This is a genomic window from Aminomonas paucivorans DSM 12260 (genome assembly GCF_000165795.1).
In the GTDB taxonomy this organism is placed as follows: Bacteria; Synergistota; Synergistia; order Synergistales; family Synergistaceae; genus Aminomonas; species Aminomonas paucivorans.
Window position 1 is genome coordinate 2,234,378 of record NZ_CM001022.1, and the last position, 17,693, is coordinate 2,252,070.

The window sequence follows — 17,693 nt, forward strand, 5'->3', positions numbered from 1 at the left end:
CTACCGACGCCGCATCAGGGCTCCCAGCAGAAGCCCCGCCCCGAAGGCCAGGGCCGCCGTAGCCAGGGGAGACTCTCCCAGGGCGGACTCCACGCGCCCCACCGCCTCCCGGCTGGGGTCGCCCACCTTCTCCAGACCCCGGTTCCAGAGGTCCGCAACCCGCTTCCCCGCCGTCTCCAGGAGATCCTGGATCTTGCGGACGTCCGGGGACAGAGGCTCTTCCCCCTGCACCGCCCCCGTGTCCACCCGGCCTCGAAGCTGGGCCACCTCTTCCGTCAGGGCCTCCAGTCGCGCCAGCACCTCCGCCTCCCGGCTCTCCGGGGTCATCGCCTCGGCCATGCACGCCCCCTCCTTCCCCAGGTTCGGTGTTGGATCTCGATGCTTCATTCTAGCATCGGGGTGACTCGCCGTCCTCCCGGCGCAACCGTTCCAGAAGTTTGCGACACCCCGCGGAGGCGGGAAGCCCCGCCGCCTCTTCGGGGGTCCACCAGGTCCCCTGCCCCGGGGTGGACTTCCACCCCTCCGGCAGGTCCAGCAGGAACCCCAGCAGGCGGACCCGGGTGCGGAGGAAGGCGTGGCGGACCTCGCAGCAGGGTTGGGGGATCTCCACCTCCCCCAGGAGGGGCGCCAATTCCCGCCCCAGGGCCACTCCGGGGTCCTCCCCCTCCTCCAGGAGCCGCCAGGGGAACTCCCAGAACCCCGCCCAGAGACCCCGGGGGGGACGCCGCCGCAGCAGCAGCTTTCCCCGGTGACGCACCAGCCCCGCCACCCCCAGGGCCTGGACCGAGGCACCCCGTGAGACCTTTTCGGGACGCAGCGCCTCGGTGCCGCGCCACCGGGCCAGACAGCAGGAGACGAGGGGACAGACGGGGCACCGGGGAGAGGAGGGGACACAGACCAGGGCTCCCAGCTCCATGAAGGCCTGATTACAGTCCCGGGCCCTCCCGGGGGGGATGAGGGAAAGGGCCAGGGCCTCCAGCTCTTTGCGCCCCTTCCCCTGGAAGGTGCCGGGGAGGTCGAACCACCGGGCCAAGACCCGGACCACGTTGCCGTCCACCGCCGGGGCGGGGAGGTTGTAGGCGATGCTGCGCACCGCCCCCACGGTGTAGCTCCCCAGGCCGGGAAGGGACCGGAGAACCCCTTCGTCCTCCGGAGGTTCCCGGTACCCCAGGGCGTTCAGGCGGGCCGCCGCCTCCCGCAGGAAACGGGCGCGGCGGTAGTAGCCCAGGCCGGTCCAGAGGGCCAGGACCTCCTCCTCCGGAGCCCCCGCCAGGGCCTCCAGGGTGGGGAAGCGCTCCAGAAACCGGAGGAAGTAGGGCACCGCCGCCTCCATCCGGGTCTGCTGGAGCAGGATCTCCGAGAGCAGCACCTCGTAGGGACGATAGGTACGCCGCCAGGGGAGGTCCCGCCCTTCCCGGGCAAACCACTCCAGAAGGAGGGGCACGCCCCTCCGAGGATCCGAAACCCCCACCGTCCCGCCTCCTTCCCCCGTTCCGACGGTCCAGTCTACCAGTTCGGTCGGCTTGTGACCCCCCGGGGGACATGCTACCCTGGCCCTGCGAGATGCTGCCCAGACGCATCAACGCCAAGCTCGGACAATCGGATAAGGGGGGAAGATCATGAACGTGCTGGTGGCCATCCACGAACGGCGATCCATCCAGTTCTTCGATCCGCAGCGGGAGGTGGATCCCCATCTGCTGCGGGAACTCCTGGAGACGGCCAACCTGGCCCCCTCCTCCTTCAACCTGCAGCCCTGGGACGTGATCACCCTGCAGGACCGGGAGAACAAGAAGAAGCTCCGGGCCTGCGCCTTCGACCAGCCCAAGGTGGAGGAGGCGGGAGCGGTGCTCATCCTGGTGGCGAACCCCCGGGGGGTGGAGGAGCACATCGACCCGGTGCTGGACCGGATGATCGAACTGGGCTACCTGAAGCCCGAGGCCCGGGAGAAGACCCGGGGAATGCCCTTCGGCCTCTACGGTCAGGATCCGGACTCGGTCTCCCGCAAGCTCTTCGCGGTGAAGAACGCGGCGCTCTTCGCCATGAACCTCATGGTGGCCGCCCGGGGTTACGGCCTGGAGACCCACCCCATGGACGGCTTCCAGGAGGACAAGGTGAAGGAGGCCTTCGGGATCCCCCAGGACCGGCTGGTGCCCATGCTCATCGCGGTGGGACACCTCAAGCCGGGGACTCAGCTTCTGCCCCGGGGGTATCGGCGCCCCGTGGAGGACTTCGTCCACCCCGAACGCTTCTGACGCCTCCATGGACACCCTCTTCCGCCTCTCGGGCATCCTGGCCCTCACAAGCCTGGTCGTGGCGGCAACCACGGGGCTTTTCGGGGCGGCCCTGAGGCGACGGTTCCCGGGCCCCTGGGTCCTGCGGGTCCACAGAACCGCGGGGATCGCCGCCCTCGCCTCCGCCCTGCTGCACGGGGGGATCGTCCACCTGTACTACCGATAGAAAAAAGCGGGGGGCCGGCGCAAGCGCGCCGGTCCCCCGCAGTCCCTTCCCCGGCGGGGATCAGGCCTTCTCGGGCCGCACTCGGGTGGGACGTCCGTCCTTGCCCTTCCAGAAGACCCCGATGCCCAGGGCGGTGAGGGCGATGGCCATGAGCGGGTTGATCCAGTTCAGGAACGCATAGGGGGCGTACTGAAACGCCGAGATCCCCAGGGTGGAACTCATGAAGCCGCCGCAGGCGGTCCAGGGGATCAGGGGGGAGGTCAGGGTCCCGCAGTCCTCCAGGGTCCGGGAGAGCATCCGGGGCGCCAAGCCCATCTCCTCGTAGGCAGGCTTGAACATCCGTCCCGGCACCACGATGCCCAAGAACTGGTCTCCCAGGAACATGTTGCCGAAGAAGCTGGCCCCCACCGTGGAGGCCACCAGGGAGGTGGGGTTCCGGAGCATCCCCCTCATGGCCCCGAGGATGGTCTCCAGGTAGCCGCACCGCTCCACGATGCCCCCGAAGGAAAGGGCACACATGATGAGGGAGATGGTCCACATCATGCCCTGAAGTCCTCCCCGGGAGAGCAGGTCGTCCACCATCTCCATCCCCGTCTTGGACTCGAAGCCGTTCTGGGCCACCCCGAGCAGGTCCGTCACCGAGACCCCCTGGAAGCCCATGGCCACCAGCGCCCCGGCGAGGCACCCCAGGATCAGCCCGGGGATGGCGGGAAACCGCACCGCCGCGAAGACCACGATGAGGAGCGGGGGCAGCAGGGTGAGGAGGTTGAGGTTGAAGTGCCCCGAGATGGCCCCCTGGATGGCCTGGATCTGCTCCAGACTGCCCATCTGCCCCTGGAAGCGCAGGCCCAGGAACACGTAGATGGCGAACACCAGCACGTAGGTGGGGCCGGTGGTCCAGATCATGGCCCGGATGTGGTCGAACAGCTCGTTCCCCGCCACCGCGGGAGCCAGGTTGGTGGTGTCGGACAGGGGGCTCATCTTGTCCCCGAAGTACCCCCCCGAGATCACCGCCCCGGCGCACATGGGAGCGGGGATGCCCAGCCCCGCCCCGATGCCCATGAGGGCGATCCCCACGGAGCTCACGGTGGTCCAGGAGCTGCCCGTGGCCAGGGAGACCACGGAGCAGATGAGCAGGGACGCCGCAAGGAAGATGCTGGGAGACAGGAGCTTGAGGCCGTAGTAGATCAGGGCGGGGACGGTGCCGGAGCAGATCCAGACCCCCACCATGACGCCCACCATCATGAGGATCAGGATGGGCTGCAGCGCCAGGCTGACCCCCTGGAGCATCCCCTCCTCGATGGCCGACCAGGGCATGCGGAGGAAGAGAACCCCGCAGGTCGCCGCCAGGACCGCCGCCAGGACCAGGGGGAGGTGGGCGTCGGAGCCCAGCTTCAGCACCGAGAACCCGATGATCCCTGCGCTTGCCAGAATGACGCCCAAGGAAAGCCCCAAGGAGGGCTTTCGGGGAGAAGAGGAGGAAGGCTGTTGCGTCACGATGGATCCGCTCCTTTCGAAATAGTGAAAATGAAGTGCTCCGGCTCGTTGGTTTTTTCCCGAACCGACTCAAGCTTACCTTCCCCCGGCGCTTTCATCATGAAATTTGCGAAAAATCACGTAGGGGTATGCCCTTTTGGTGAATTAAATCTTTCACAGGTCTATGTTTTTCTACATTTATCAAACTCTTTATTTTGTACATCATTCTATTCCAAGGGGATGGAGACACAAACCCGTTGTCTCTCCCGTTGCCCTTCCCCAAAAAGGGAACTCCATCATGCAATTGGTTCTTTTTTCATGTTCCCTCATGCCCTGGACGGGTGTTACGAATGGCGTAAACTGTAACATGACCCATGGGGTCCATTCCGTTTCAGGAGGTGCTCCGATGCACATTCCCGAGAACTATCTCTCCCCCTCCACCTGCGCCGTCTTCGGCGTCGCCATGATCCCTCTGTGGACCCGCTCTCTCGCCAAGGTCCGGGAGGAACTCTCCCCGGAACGTCTGCCTCTCCTGGGCATCGGCGCGGCCTTTTCCTTTCTGGTGATGATGCTCAACCTGCCTCTCCCGGGGGGCACCACGGGACACGCGGTGGGGGCGGCCCTCCTGGCCATCCTGCTGGGCCCCTGGAGCGCCTCCCTGGCGGTATCCATGGCCCTCTTGGTCCAGGCCCTCTTCTTCGGCGACGGAGGGATCCTGCCCTTTGCGGCCAACTGCTTCAACATGGCGGTGCTCATGCCCTTCGCGGCCAGCTTTCTCTATCGGACCCTGAGCGGCGGGGCCGCCCCCGGATCGACCCGGGAACGGGGCGCCGCCTTCGTGGCCGCCTGGACCTCTCTCAACCTGGCGGCCTTCTCCACGGCGGTGATGTTCGGCATTCAGCCCCTGCTCTTCACGGACCCGGCAGGACAACCCCTCTACGCCCCCTACCCACTCTCCGTGGCGATCCCCGCCATGATGGTGCCCCACCTCCTGGTGGCAGGGGTGGCGGAAGGGATCGCCACGGTGCTGGTGCTGGAGTTCCTCCGCCGCACCGCCCCCTCTCTGGTCGCCCGCCGGTCGGAGGGTCCCTCCTTCCGGCCCGCCTACCTCCTGCTGGCCCTGCTGGTGGCGGCCAGCCCCCTGGGGCTCCTGGCGGCGGGAACCGCCTGGGGAGAATGGGGAGCGGAGGAGATCCAGGCGCTGGTGGGCTTCATCCCCCGGGCCTTCGAGACGGGGCTTCAGTTCGAGGCCCCCGCCCCGGACTACGCCTTCCCGGGGCTCTCCGAAGTCCTGGGATACGTGCTCTCCGCCGCCGCGGGGACATCCCTGCTCCTGGGCCTGTTTGCCCTGGCCCGCAGGCTCTGGAACCGGACCGCCCCCTCTCGGTGAGCCTTCCCCTCCCCGGGACCTCCCGTTTCCCCCGCGCCCGGAGAGGCCTCTCCGGGCGCGTTCTCTTTCCCCCCTCGGGAAGCTATGATGGATCCGGTCGGGAGAACGGAAGGGGGAAAGACCGGTGAAGGACTGGCTGGAACGGGAAGAACCCTTCGTCCCCTCCCCGAAGCGGGAGAACCCCTTCCTCGCCCGCACCCTCCGGGGACTGCGGGCCGCGACGGAACCTCCCGCCTCTTCCCCCTCCGGGAGGAGCCAGGCCTTTCTCACAGCCCTCCACCCCCGGGCGAAGCTCCTCGCCACCCTGGGGATCCTGGTGGCGGTGGGACTGACCGGGGATACGGGACGACTGCTCCTTCCGGGGCTCTGGACGGCGGCCCACGTGGCAGCCCTCCCCCGAGCCCCGCGACGCCGGGTCCTGGCCCTGGGGGCAGGGGCCCTGGGCTTTTCCCTCTTCCTCCTGCTTCCCCTTCCTTTCCTGGGGCAGACGGGGGCGATGCTTCGCTTCCTGGGCAAGGAGGCCGTCACGGTCCCCCTGGTGGCCGCCCTCGGGGCTTCCTCCCGGCGACATCAGCTCCAGCGGGAACTCCGAACCCTGGGGGTCCCGGCGGATCTGGTCTTCGCCCTGGATCTGACCCTGCGGGCCCTGCACCTCCTGGCCAGGGAGGGAGCCGCCCTGATCGAAGCCCTTTTCCTGCGCCGCCTCGCCCCCTCCCTTTCCTGGCGTCCCCTGGGAGGCTGGGTGGGGGTGCTGTTTCTTCGGACCCTGGAGATGGAGCGACGCACCCAGGAGACCCTGACCTGTCGGGGCTTCACGGGAACCCCGCCACCCCTTCCCCGTCGCCCCCTGGAAGCGGAGGACTGGCTGTACCTGGCCTGTGCCTTCGCCCTTCTGGCGGTCCTGGCGCTGGGGAGGACTCCATGAACACCCCCCTGTTCCGCCTGGATCGTGCGGGTTGCCGCTACGGCGACCACGTGGCTCTCCGGGAGGTCACCCTCGTCGTGGAACCCGGGGAATCCCTGGCCTTGCTGGGACCCAACGGGTGCGGCAAATCCACCCTGCTGCGGATGCTGGCGGGGCTCCATCCCCCCGATGCGGGAACCTGCCGCTTCGAGGGACGGGAGGTGAACCGGGAATCCCTTCGGGAAGGGGCCTTCGCCCGAAGGCTCCACCAGCGAGTGGGCCTCCTCTTCCAGAACCCGTCGGACCAGCTCTTCTGCCCCTCCGTGGAGGAGGAGATCCTCTTCGGCCCCTTGCAGCTGGGTCTGGGGGAGGAGGAAGCCCGAAGGCGCCTGGAGGATTGTCTGGAGCTGCTGCACCTGGGCCCCCTGAGGGAGCGCCCCCCCTATGCCCTGAGCGGGGGGGAGCGCAAACGGGTCGCCCTCGGGGCGGTTCTGTCCTCCAACCCGTCGGTGCTGCTGCTGGACGAGCCCTTCGGGGAACTGGATCCGAGGGGCCGAAGGGCCCTGCGGGATCTGCTGGTGCGGCTTCACGCCGCCGGGAAGACCCTGGTGGCGGCCACCCACGACCTGACCCTGGCGGAAGGGCTCTTCCATCGGGGGGTGGTCTTCCGGGAAGACCACCGCATGGGGGCGGACGCCCCCCTGGAGGAGATCCTCCGGGACCGGGAGCGCCTGGAGGCATGGAACCTGATCTGACTCTTGCGGGGGTTGACGCACCGGAAAGCAGCTTCTACATTCACCTTGGCATCGGGTACAGAAGAGAGATTCTCTAAGGCGACAGAGTCTTTTCCTTCATTTTTCTCAGAAAGGAGGGGCAGAGAACAGGTTTACGCGACGATTCTTTGCACCAACGCCCCACGGGGCGACATCTCCCAGAAGGAGTGACCAGCGTGAGCGAACCCAACATTAAACGGGAAGGCTTCTCCTCCGGTCTGGCGGTGTTCTTCGCCACCCTCGGATCCGCGGTCGGACTGGGCAACATCTGGAAGTTTCCCTACCTCACCGGCGCCAACGGCGGCGGCGCTTTCCTCCTCATCTACTTCATCTGCATCGTCTGTGTGGGCGTGCCCGTCATGGTCAGCGAGTTCTACATCGGCCGGCGCACCCGCAAGAACGCCGTGGGGTCCTTCAAGGTCCTCACGGGCAAACCCGGAACCCCCTGGAAGGGCATCGGCCTCATGGGGGTGGCGGCGGCCTACCTGATCATGTTCTTCTACTCCGACGTGGCGGGCTGGGTGTACTTCTACTGCTTCAAGGCCTTCACGGGGCAGCTGGCGGGGATCACCAAGGACGCGGTGGGCCCCCTGTTCGGCCAGGTCATCGGGGCGGGCACGGCGGGACAGCCCCTCTCCGCCGCCACCCTCTCCCCCCTGGTGTGGCAGGTCATCGTCATGACGGTGGTGGGAACCATCCTCTCCATGGGAGTCCGGGGAGGCATCGAGCGGATCACCAAGACCCTCATGCCCCTGCTGTTCCTGCTCATCATCATCTGCGACATCCGGGCCCTCACGCTGCCCGGGGCGGGCAAGGGGATCGACTTCCTCTTCCACGTGGACTTCTCCAAGATCACCGCGCCGGTGATCCTCTCCGCCCTGGGGCTGGCGTTCTTCAAGCTCTCCCTGGGCATGGGCACCATGATCACCTACGGCTCTTACTTCACCGACGACAACCACATGATCCAGACGGCGGGCAAGGTGGCCGCTTCGGACACCCTGGTCTCCATGCTGGCGGGCCTGGCCATCTTCCCCACGGTGTTCTCCTTCGGCATGGAGCCCTCCGCCGGCCCGGGGCTGCTCTTCATGACCATCCCCCTGGTGTTCAACCAGATGCCCTTCGGGGGCATCCTCCTGGCGTGCTTCTTCCTCCTCACCTGCTTCGCCGCCACCACCGCCATGCTCTCCCTGGTGGAGGTGCCCATCGCCTACTTCGTGGAGGAGCTGAAGGTCTCCCGGGTGAAGGCCACGGTCTTCAACTGCGTCCTCATCGCCCTGGTGGGGATCACCGCCACCCTTTCGGTGGACTCCTCCAGCTACCTGGGGCAGTACAAGTTCTTCGGCAAGGGGTTCTTCGACCTCTACGACTACCTCTCCTCCAACATCATCCTGCCCCTGGGCGGGCTGTGCATCGCCCTGTTCGTGGGCTACTGCAACAAACGGGAGGACATCGCCGACGAGCTGAGCAACCACGGGACCCTGGCCAACGCCTCCACCGTGGACGCCTACCGGTTCATCATCCGCTTCGTGTCTCCGGCCCTGCTGATCCTGGTCTTCCTCAACAGCGTGGGCATCCTCAAGTTCTAGGCACCCCACAACCCGTGGAACCGCGAAACGGAGGCCCTCGGGCCTCCGTTTCGCCTACCCGAAGGGAGGAAGCGCTCATGGACAATCCCCTGCTGACCCAAAGGGAGATCGAAGCCCGGATCCTGGAGCCCGTCCTGGAGGTCCTGACGGAACGGCTGGGACGGGAGGAGGCCCGGGCCCTTCTGGGCAAGGCACTCTGCGCCCAGTCCCGCCGCCAGGGAGCGAAGACCGCCCAGGACCTGGGGAGGAACGACCTGGAGGCCTTCAAGTCCGTCGTGGCCCGCTGGAACGAGGGCGGGGCGCTGGAACTCTCCTTCCGGAGGGACGACCCCGAAGCCCTGGAGTTCGACGTGACGCGGTGCGCCTTCGCAGAGGCCTACGAGCGCCTGGGTCTGGAGGATCTGGGAACGGTCCTCTCCTGCCACCGAGACTTCGCCTTCCTGGAGGGGTTCAACCCCGACCTGGTCCTGGAGCGGGAGACCACCCTCATGGAGGGGGGCGCGTGCTGTCCCTTCCGCTACCGCCGTCGTTAGGGAACGGTCAACCCCCCTTTGTCCCCATCCGATACTAGAAGCAGGACGAGCGGGGGCAGCCGGAACGGCGCGACCCCGGCGGAGGGGGGTGGACCCATGGACCGGAAGGTGGAACCCGTGGAGGCGACGAAGGCCGTCGAGCCCATTCGGGCGCGGCGCATTCTGCCCAAGGGATCGAAGGGGGAGGACGAACCGCCCCGGAAGAAGTGGAAGGACGTGCTTCGGGAGAACCTGGATGAGGGACAGGAGGAAGCCTCGGACCAGAGGGAGCGGGATCGCTACGAGGCCCACGAGGATCCCCAACCACCCCGCCCCTCCGGGGAACCCCCCAAGGAGTGGCGCCCGGAGCCGGTGGACCCGGCCCAGCGGCAGGCCCTCCTGCAGAACCTGAAGGAAAACCCGGAGACCCTGCTGGAGATCCACCGGTTCACCCGGGACCCCCAAGGGCGCCTTCTGGACTCCAAGGGTTAGCAGTGTCACGCTTTGACGGCCACATCACGAAAATGACAACCAATAGTTGACTTTTAGATGTCTGCCTGTTATCCTTCACCCAGTGACTCCCGGCAAGGGGGTCCCCAAGGAGGCGAAGGACATGGCGATCTTCCGGCGTTGGGCCCAGTCCCTGGGATGGAGGCGGATCTCCCCGGCCGAGGTGGCTCGGCTCTGCGACGGGGACCGGTTCGGAGGTGACGCCCGCAGTCGGGTGACCCTCCGGGACCTTCTGGAAACCCGACCCTCCTGACCTCCTCGTCGACGCAAATCGTTTCGCAAAGCCCCTTCCCCGTGAAGGGGCTTTGCGCTTTTCCCACCCCCGCGCCTCTCTCCTCCCCCCAACGGCTCCGATGAGAGTAGAATCGACCCCGACATTCCGACGCCTCCTTCCGGAGGAGCCCGCAAAGGGCATGAAGAAAGGGCGGCCCGGTCTCCCGGGCCGCCCTTTCTGGTCTATCGGTTCCCCCTACAGGGCCATCCCCGCCCGCAGGGCCTTCACGTTGAGGTCGAAGAGCTTCGGAGGCACGATGCCCCGGAGCACCTCCGTCCAGTCCAGGGAGTCCAGCCCCATGGCCTTGATGAGAGCCCCCAGAAGCACCACGTTCTGGGCCTTGATGTTCCCCAGCTCCTCGGCGATGCGCCCGGCGTTGAAGATCTTCACGTTCTGTACCGTCTCCCGGAGCCGCTCGTTGAGCCCCTGGGGGTAGACGGCACTGCCCAGCAACACCGGGAGGGAGTAGATCTCGTAGTCGTTCACCACCAGGGCTCCGGAGGGCTTGAGGTGGTCGATCCACCGGGCCGCCTCCACCTTCTCGAAGGCCACCAGCACATCCGCCTCGCCGGGGGAGATCACCGGAGAGGCCACCTGGTCTCCGTAACGCACGTGGGTGCTCACGCTCCCCCCCCGTTGGGCCATGCCGTGGATCTCCGACATCTTCACGTCGTACCCCATCTGCATGAGCCCCTCGGAGAGGATCTTGGAGGCCAGGATGGTACCCTGTCCCCCTACTCCCACCAGGAGGATGCTCTTCGTCTCCCTACTCATGGACCTCGCCCTCCCTCGAGATGGCCTGCTTGGGGCAAAGCTGCATACAGAGGCCGCAGCCGTTGCACTGGGCCGGATCGATGACGATGACCCCGTCCTTCATGGCGATGCCGGGACAGCCGGGACGCAGGCAGGACTTGCACTTCACGCACGTGCTCTGGTCCACGACGCAGCGCACCCCGGCGCGCTTCTTCTGCACGTCCTTGATGAGGGCGCAGGGCTGCCGGGTGATGATGACGAAGGGCTCCGGGCAGGCCTGGGCGGCCTTCACCGCCTCGTCGCAGGCCTTCAGGTCGTAGGGGTCCAGCACCACCAGATTCTCCCGCTTCACCCCGCAGGAGATGCAGAGGGACTCCAGGTCCAGGGCCACCGTCTCCTCCCCCATGAGGGTGCGCCCCGTCCCGGGATTCTCCTGGTGTCCCGTCATGGCGGTGATGCGGTTGTCCACGATGATCAGGGCCAGGGGGACCTTGTTGAACACCGAGTCGATGAGCCCGGTGATGCCGGAGTGGAAGAAGGTGGAGTCCCCGATGACCCCGAAGACCTTGCCGGTTCGCCCGGCGATCTGCTGGGTCTTCTGGAAGCCCACCCCCGCGGAGACGGAGGCGCCCATGCAGATCACCGTGTCCCCCACGTTCAGCGGAGCCAGGGACCCCAGGGTGTAGCAGCCGATGTCGCTGCTCACCACCTTGTCCTTCACCTTGCTCAGGGCGAAGAAGATGCCCCGGTGGGGGCACCCGGCGCAGAGCACCGGAGGCCGGGGGGGGATGGGCACGTCCAGGCGCAGGGGTTCCTCCTGGTCGTGGGCCAGGAAGGCCTTGCGCACCACCGAGGGAGAAAGCTCGTCCACCCCGGGCAGCAGGGCCCGGCCCACGCAGGGGATGCCCAGCTCCTTGACCTTGGACTCCAGGTAGGGCTCGTTCTCCTCCACCACGTAGACCTTGTCCACGCAGGCGGCGAAGGCCCGGATCATCTCGTCGGGCAGGGGGAAGGAGAAGCCGATCTTCAGGTAGCTGGCTCCGTCCCCGAAGACCTCCCGGGCGTGCTGGTAGCCGATGCCGCTGGTGATGATCCCGACCCGCTTGTCTCCCCACTCGATGCGGTTGAAGGGACAGCGGTTGGAGTAGGCCCGGAGGGCCTCCAGGCGATCCTCCACCAGGCGGTGGCGCACCTTCGCCGCCGCGGGGGTCATGAGGTTCTTGGAGGTGTTCCGGACGTACTCCCGCACGGGGACTTCCTGGCGGTCTCCCAGCTCCACCACTCCCTTGCTGTGGCAGATGCGGGTGGTGACCCGGAAGAGCACGGGGGTGTCGAAGCGCTCCGAAACCTCGAAGGCCTCCTTGATGAAGTCCAGACACTCCTGGCTGTCTGCGGGTTCGAACATGGGGACCTTGGCGTGGGGGGCGTACCACCGGTTGTCCTGTTCGTTCTGGGAGCTGAACAGCCCGGGGTCGTCGGCGGAGACCAGCACGAAGCCCCCGTTGACCCCGATGTAGGCCATGGTGAACAGGGGATCCGCCGCCACGTTGACCCCCACGTGCTTCATGGCCGCCAGGGACCGGGCCCCGGCGATGGAGGCCCCGGAGGCCACCTCCACGGCCACCTTTTCGTTGGGGGCCCACTCGGAGTAGACCTCTTTGTACTGGGCCATGTTCTCCAGGATCTCCGTGCTGGGCGTGCCCGGGTAGGCCGCCGCCACGTGGAGCCCCGCCTCCCAGGCTCCCCGGGCGATGGCCTCGTTGCCCGTCAGGATCTTCTTCGTCAAACCCTTCCCCTCCTTCGTCCTTCCTGCCTTCTCTGCCGTCTCTTCCGACCGCGCCCCCGCGGGACCCGGTCGCCAACCCCTCGGATCAGCCCTTCGCCGCGGCCAGGCAGGCCAGGGCGATGGAGATGAGCTTGCCCTGGGCCGTTTCGGCCCGGGAGGTGAGCACCACCGGCGCCGCCGCCCCCAGCACCAGCCCCGCCATCTGGGCCCCGGCGTAGTGCAGCAGGCTCTTGCCCGCCACGTTCCCCGCCTCGATGTTGGGCATGAGGAACAGATCCACGTCCCCGGACACGGCGCTTTCGATGCCCTTGTGCCGCGCCGCCTCGGGGGAGAGGGCCACATCCAGGGCGATGGGCCCCTCCACCACGCAGGGGACCTCGAAAGCCCCGGCCTTCCAGGCTTCCACCAGCCCCGCCGCGTCCACCGTGGCGGGCATCTTGGGGTTCACCTGCTCGTTGGCGGTGATGGCCGCCACCTTGGGGGCATCGTAGCCCAGAGCCGCCAGGGCCGCCAGAGCGTTGGCCAGGATGCCTTTCTTGGCCTCCAGGTCCGGAGCGATGTTGATGCCCCCGTCGGTGTGGAAGGCCAGCTTGGGGGTCCCGGGGATCTGGAAGACCGCCAGGTGGCTCAGGAGACGGCCGGTGCGGAGTCCCTTCTCGGGATGGAGCACCCCCCTCATGAAGTCGCTGGAGTTCACCAGGCCCTTCAGGAGCACCTGGGCCTCCCCCCGGTGCACCAGCTCCGCCGCCCGAACCGCCGCGGCGGCGGGGTCCGGCTCGTGGACCACCCGCAGGTCTCCCAGCCCCAGCTCCTCCGCCAGGGGACGGATCGTTCCCTCGTCCCCCACCAGGAGGCCCCGGGCCACGCCCTTTTCCCCCGCCAGGCGCACCGCCTCCAGGACCTCCCGGTCCCCCGCGGCGGCCACCGCAACTTCCCTTCCCCCGAGCTTCCGGGTCTGTTCGATCACTTCCTCGAAGTTCCGCAGCACCTGCCGTCCCTCCCTAGTAATCCTTCGCCGCTTCCTCGCCCCGGAGCACCCGCAGAGCCCCCAGGGCCAGGGCTTCCAGCTCCTCCTCCCCCGGCACCACCGCCACGGGGGCGATGAAGCTCACCCGGGCGATGACCTTCGCCATGAGTTCCTTGGAGTGGGCCATGCCCCCGGTGAGCACCACCCGGTCCACCTTGCCCTCCAGAACCGTGGCCTGGGCCCCGATCTCCTTGGCCACCTGGTAGGCGAAGGCGTCCAGCAGCAGCGCCGCCTTTTCGTCCCCCCCCCGGGCCCGGGCCTCCACCTCCTGGAGGTCCTTGGTGCCCAGGTAAGCCGCCATGCCCCACCGGCTCAGGAGGTTCTTCTTCATCTCGTCGAAGCTGTACCGGCCGGAGTAGCACAGGGCCACCAGTTCGTAGGCCGGGAGCCCCCCCGCCCGCTCCGGGGAGAAGGGACCCTCCTGCTTGGCGTCGTTCACGTCCACCACCCGTCCCCGACGGTGCGCCGCCACGGAGACCCCGGAGCCCAGGTGGGCCACCACCAGATTCAGGTCCTCGTAGGGACGCCCCAGCTCGGTGGCCACCCGGTGGGCTACCGCCTTGTGGTTCAGGGCGTGGAACATGCTGATACGCTCCACCTCCGGGGATCCGGAGATGCGGGCCACGGGCTCCATCTCGTCCACCGAGACGGGGTCCACGATGAAGCTGGGGATCCCCGCCCGATCCCCCAGGTCCAGGGCCAGCACGGCCCCCAGGTTGGAGGCGTGCTCCCCCCGGGCGGCGGCCTTCATGTCCCCCACCATGGTCTCGTTCACCCGGTAGGTGCCTCCGGGGATGGAGCGCAGGAGCCCCCCCCGTCCCACCACCGCCGACAGGTCCCCCAGGGCGATCCCCGCCTCCTCCAGGGCTGCCAGGATCAGATCGCGCCGGTAAGGGATCTGGTCCATGACCCGGGGGTAGCCCCTGAGGTCCTCCATGGAGTGGGGCACGGTCTTCTTGAACAGGGGGCGCTCGTCCTCGAAGATCGCGATCTTGGTCGACGTGGCGCCGGGGTTGATGGCCAGGATCCGAAAGCCCATCCTTTTCCCTCCTTGGGATACCTTTGTGTATGAAGTAGACCGAAAGGACGTTACGAGGCTAAACCTTGAGGGTTTCTTTGTCCAGACTCGAAGGGGCTCAAATAGCTAATCTTCAAAGAAAAGGACCATTTTTGCTTTAGCTTTTTCTTGCTGTTCTCCTTTTGGTCTTTGCCTTGTCGTTTTCCCAAAGGGAGGGATCGGAAACCTACCAGACCACCCGATCCCTCCCCGCTTCCTTGGCCCGATAGAGGGCCTCGTCGGCGGCGGCGTTGAGGGCGTCCAGGGAGCCGATGCGGTCGTACTCCGCCACGCCGAAGCTGGCGGTGAAGGCCAAGGACTGGCCCTGGTACTCCAGGGGGGCGTCGGCGATGCGGAACCGCAGGCGCTCGCACACCTGAGCGGCCTCGAAGGCGCTGGCTCCGGGGAAGACCAGGAGGAACTCCTCCCCTCCGTAACGGCCGCAGAGGTCGTACTCCCTCAGGTTGCACTGGATGAGCCGCGCCGCCTCCCGAAGCACCTCGTCCCCCGCCAGGTGGCCGTACCGGTCGTTGATGGCCTTGAAGCGGTCCAGGTCCATCATGGCTACGCTCACGGGCTCGCCGGTGCGCCGGGACCGGGTCAGCTCCGCCTCCTCCTGCTCCAGCAGGGCCCGGCGGTTCAGGAGCCCCGAGAGGGGGTCGTGGGTGGCGGCGTAGAGGAGCTGTTCGTGAAGCTCCACCACCCGCCGCCCCGAGGCGATGCGCATCTCCAGCTCCTCCGGGTCGAAGGGCTTGATGACGTAGTCGTCCGCCCCCGCCTCCAGGCCCTGGAGCAGGTGCTCCCGGGCACCCCGGACGGTGAGGAGGATCAGGTAGGTGTAGTGCTTGTCCCGCTGGTTGGCTCGGCGCACCCACCGCACCACCTCGGGCCCCTCCAGCCCCGGCATCATCCAGTCCAGCACCGCCAGGCGAGGGGGGTCGTCCTGCAGCAGCAGGTCCAGGGCCCGGCGCCCGTCCTCCGCCACCTCCACCTCGTAGCCCTTCTGCTGCAGAAACCCCGTCAGCATCATGCGGGAGGAACGGTTGTCCTCCGCCACCAGGATCCTCATGCCCTCTTGTCCTCCCGTCTGCCCGCCCTCCGTCGCAGGGGGGGTCCTCTTCCGTCCCTCGAAGGCTCGGGCCTGCTCCGCCAAGCTCTGCCGAAGCCTCCTCGTCCTTTCTTCGTCCTCCCCCGAGTCCTCCTCCAGGGCCGCCGCGGCGTCCCGGATCCCCGGGGCCCCCAGGTTGGCCGCCGCCCCCCGCAGGGCGTGGGCGGCCTTCCGCAGGGCCGGGCGATCCCCCGCGGTCAGGGCCTGGTCCATCGCCCCGGAGAGTTCCCGCAGGTCCTCCTCGAAGGCCGCCAGAACCTGCCCCGCCAGGGCCGCATCCCCCCCCGTCCGGGCCAGAAGCTCCTCCTCCCGAAAGACCGGGGCCGCCTCCGGAAGGGGAAGCAGGCGTCCCAGGACGCGGCTCAAATCCTCCGGCACCAGGGGTTTGGAGAGCACGTCGTCCATCCCCGCCTCCAGATACCTCTCCCGCTGCCCCGGCGTCACCGCCGCCGTGAGGGCCACCACGGGAACCTCCGGATCCCGGCACCCCGTCTCAGGGTCCCGAAGGGCCCGGACCGTCTCCACCCCGTCCAGGCCGGGCATCTGGATGTCCAGGAGCACCCCGTCGAAGCGCTCCCTTCGAAGACGCTCCAGGGCCCCCTCCCCGCTCTCCTCCCCCTGGGCCTCGAAGCCCAGGCGGCGCAGGAAGGCCAGGCCCACCAGGCGACTGGTGGGGTTGTCCTCCACCAGGAGGATCCTCCCCCGGGAGACCCGGGGGGGAGCCTCCTCCCGGAGGGCCTGGGGTTTCGTCGGGGCGGGGGCCGCCGTCAGGGGCAGGGAGAGGACGAAGCGGCTTCCTTCGCCGGGAGACGAAGAGACCTCCAGGGTGCCCCCCATGAGGGTCGCGAGGCTGCGGGAGATGGGCAGGCCCAGCCCCGTGCCCCCGTGTCGCCGGGCCACGGAGGGGTCCGCCTGGACGAAGGGCTGGAAGATCCGCTCCAGAGCCTCGGGAGCGACCCCCTCCCCCGTGTCCTCCACGGACCACACCAGCCGGTCCCCCGGGGCGTCCAGCTCCAGGAGCACCCGCCCCCGGGAGGTGAACTTCACCGCGTTGGACAGGAGGTTCCCCAGGATCTGCCGCAGCCGGTTCGGGTCCCCCAGGGCGCCGGGGGGCACGGAATCCCGCACCCGCACCTCCACAGGCAGGCCCTTCTCCGAGGCCCGGTGGGCGAAGGCCCGGCCCACGTCCCGGGTGAGCTGCCCCGGGGCGAAGGGGATGGACTCCACCTCCAGGCGTCCCGCCTCGATCTTGGAGAAGTCCAGCAGGTCGTCCAGGAGACGCACCAGGATCTGCCCCTCCAGGAGGAGGAGGGACACGTGCTCCTCCTGCTCCCGGGAGAGGTCCCCCTCCCCCAGGAGGCGGGAGAGCCCCAGGATGCCGTTCAGGGGCGTGCGGATCTCGTGGCTGATGTGGGCCAGGAAGGCGTCCTTGGTGCGGTGGGCCTCCTCCAGGGCCAGGCGGGTTTCCTCCAGGCGGCGCACCTGGTCCCGGAGGCGGGCGTTCAGGTCCTGGACGGTGTGCACCCGCTCCATGTCCTGGAGCACCCCGGCGGCGGCGTTGAGCACCACACGCAGAAAGGCCAGGGCGATGTCCGGGAGAGTCTGGGGGTCGCAGGAGGGTTCCCCCAGCAGCACCCCCAGGGTCCGATTGGGGGTGCTCAGGGCGTGGAGAAGCAGGGGACGGGAACCGTCGGCGGTGGTAACGAACACCGGGTGGGGGTGGTTCAGGGCCCAGGCCAGGGTGCCGTCCTCCACCAGGGGCTCCAGCTCCGCCTCGAAGGACTTCCCCGCACCGACGGGGTCCGTCAGGGCGGCCCGGAAGTCCAGACCGTCCTCGGAAAGGAGGTAGAACGCCAGGGCGCGCAGGGGCACCAGGGCGCGCACCTTCTGGGCGGTCTCCCGGAGCAGCCCCTCCCGCTCCTCCTCCGGAGAGGCCTGTCCGTTCGGGTCCGCCCCGTGGGCGCCGGGGGAGAAGTTCAGCGCCCCCACCGCCGCGTCCAGGATGCGGTTCACCGCGTCCCGCTCCTGATCCAGACGCCGGATCCGCTCCTCCAGTTCCGCCAGCCGAAAGGTCATGGTC

At 68.0% G+C, this 17,693-nt stretch carries 17 protein-coding genes; 9 read left to right on the forward strand and 8 right to left on the reverse strand.

Going from position 1 to position 17,693, the window contains the following annotated elements:
* Both APAU_RS14725 and APAU_RS10590 read right to left on the reverse strand, forming a co-directional pair.
* The gene (locus APAU_RS14725; protein ID WP_006301745.1) at nucleotides 1-339 is read right to left on the reverse strand and encodes a hypothetical protein; all 339 of its coding nucleotides are present in this window, start codon (nucleotides 337-339) and stop codon (nucleotides 1-3) included.
* 49 nt (nucleotides 340-388) lie between these two features.
* Nucleotides 389-1,471 (reverse strand): A/G-specific adenine glycosylase, encoded by a 1,083-nt coding sequence (locus APAU_RS10590; RefSeq protein ID WP_006301746.1) that lies wholly within the window; start codon nucleotides 1,469-1,471, stop codon nucleotides 389-391.
* Between the two features lie 148 nt (nucleotides 1,472-1,619).
* On the opposite strand from APAU_RS10590, the gene APAU_RS10595 reads away from it, so the two are divergent.
* Together APAU_RS10595 and APAU_RS10600 are read left to right on the forward strand one after the other, a co-directional pair.
* On the forward strand, nucleotides 1,620-2,252 hold the full coding sequence (locus tag APAU_RS10595; protein WP_006301747.1) for a nitroreductase family protein: 633 nt from the start codon (nucleotides 1,620-1,622) through the stop codon (nucleotides 2,250-2,252).
* A 7-nt stretch (nucleotides 2,253-2,259) separates the two neighbouring features.
* Nucleotides 2,260-2,457, forward strand: coding sequence for a hypothetical protein (locus tag APAU_RS10600; RefSeq protein ID WP_006301748.1), 198 nt, complete (start codon nucleotides 2,260-2,262; stop codon nucleotides 2,455-2,457).
* 60 nt (nucleotides 2,458-2,517) lie between these two features.
* Here the strand turns inward: APAU_RS10600 and nhaC are convergent, their stop codons facing one another.
* Nucleotides 2,518-3,900, reverse strand: coding sequence for a Na+/H+ antiporter NhaC (gene nhaC / locus APAU_RS10605; protein WP_332248373.1), 1,383 nt, complete (start codon nucleotides 3,898-3,900; stop codon nucleotides 2,518-2,520).
* 439 nt (nucleotides 3,901-4,339) lie between these two features.
* On the opposite strand from nhaC, the gene cbiM reads away from it, so the two are divergent.
* The 7 genes from cbiM (at nucleotide 4,340) to APAU_RS13375 (ending at nucleotide 9,861) form a co-directional block, all read left to right on the forward strand.
* Entirely contained in the window at nucleotides 4,340-5,323 is a 984-nt protein-coding gene (gene cbiM / locus APAU_RS10610; protein WP_006301750.1) for a cobalt transporter CbiM, read from the forward strand.
* Between the two features lie 124 nt (nucleotides 5,324-5,447).
* Complete coding sequence (locus APAU_RS10615; protein ID WP_006301751.1) at nucleotides 5,448-6,248, forward strand: energy-coupling factor transporter transmembrane component T; 801 nt, start codon at nucleotides 5,448-5,450, stop codon at nucleotides 6,246-6,248.
* Entirely contained in the window at nucleotides 6,245-6,982 is a 738-nt protein-coding gene (locus tag APAU_RS10620; protein WP_006301752.1) for an energy-coupling factor ABC transporter ATP-binding protein, read from the forward strand. The genes APAU_RS10615 and APAU_RS10620 overlap by 4 nt, the downstream gene beginning before the upstream one ends.
* A 194-nt stretch (nucleotides 6,983-7,176) precedes the next feature.
* Nucleotides 7,177-8,586: a sodium-dependent transporter gene (locus tag APAU_RS10625; protein ID WP_006301753.1), complete on the forward strand. Its 1,410-nt coding sequence runs from the start codon at nucleotides 7,177-7,179 to the stop codon at nucleotides 8,584-8,586.
* A gap of 77 nt (nucleotides 8,587-8,663) precedes the next feature.
* Nucleotides 8,664-9,119, forward strand: coding sequence for an L-2-amino-thiazoline-4-carboxylic acid hydrolase (locus APAU_RS10630; protein ID WP_006301754.1), 456 nt, complete (start codon nucleotides 8,664-8,666; stop codon nucleotides 9,117-9,119).
* 96 nt (nucleotides 9,120-9,215) lie between these two features.
* Nucleotides 9,216-9,590: a hypothetical protein gene (locus tag APAU_RS10635; protein ID WP_006301755.1), complete on the forward strand. Its 375-nt coding sequence runs from the start codon at nucleotides 9,216-9,218 to the stop codon at nucleotides 9,588-9,590.
* Nucleotides 9,591-9,711: 121 nt separating this feature from the next.
* The gene (locus APAU_RS13375; RefSeq protein ID WP_006301756.1) at nucleotides 9,712-9,861 is read left to right on the forward strand and encodes a hypothetical protein; all 150 of its coding nucleotides are present in this window, start codon (nucleotides 9,712-9,714) and stop codon (nucleotides 9,859-9,861) included.
* Between the two features lie 216 nt (nucleotides 9,862-10,077).
* On the opposite strand, the gene APAU_RS10640 is transcribed toward APAU_RS13375, so the two are convergent.
* The 5 genes from APAU_RS10640 to APAU_RS14730 all read right to left on the reverse strand — a co-directional run bounded on the left by APAU_RS10640 (nucleotide 10,078) and on the right by APAU_RS14730 (nucleotide 17,689).
* Nucleotides 10,078-10,656, reverse strand: a complete 579-nt coding sequence (locus APAU_RS10640; RefSeq protein ID WP_006301757.1) for an indolepyruvate oxidoreductase subunit beta — start codon at nucleotides 10,654-10,656, stop codon at nucleotides 10,078-10,080.
* Nucleotides 10,649-12,421, reverse strand: coding sequence for an indolepyruvate ferredoxin oxidoreductase subunit alpha (gene iorA / locus APAU_RS10645; protein WP_006301758.1), 1,773 nt, complete (start codon nucleotides 12,419-12,421; stop codon nucleotides 10,649-10,651). The genes APAU_RS10640 and iorA overlap by 8 nt, the downstream gene beginning before the upstream one ends.
* 85 nt (nucleotides 12,422-12,506) lie before the next feature.
* The gene (locus tag APAU_RS10650) at nucleotides 12,507-13,409 is read right to left on the reverse strand and encodes a phosphate acyltransferase (RefSeq protein ID WP_006301759.1); all 903 of its coding nucleotides are present in this window, start codon (nucleotides 13,407-13,409) and stop codon (nucleotides 12,507-12,509) included.
* A gap of 13 nt (nucleotides 13,410-13,422) precedes the next feature.
* Nucleotides 13,423-14,487, reverse strand: a complete 1,065-nt coding sequence (buk, locus tag APAU_RS10655; RefSeq protein ID WP_006301760.1) for a butyrate kinase — start codon at nucleotides 14,485-14,487, stop codon at nucleotides 13,423-13,425.
* Nucleotides 14,488-14,692: 205 nt separating this feature from the next.
* Nucleotides 14,693-17,689: a diguanylate cyclase gene (locus tag APAU_RS14730; protein ID WP_006301761.1), complete on the reverse strand. Its 2,997-nt coding sequence runs from the start codon at nucleotides 17,687-17,689 to the stop codon at nucleotides 14,693-14,695.
* Nucleotides 17,690-17,693 lie beyond the last annotated feature (4 nt).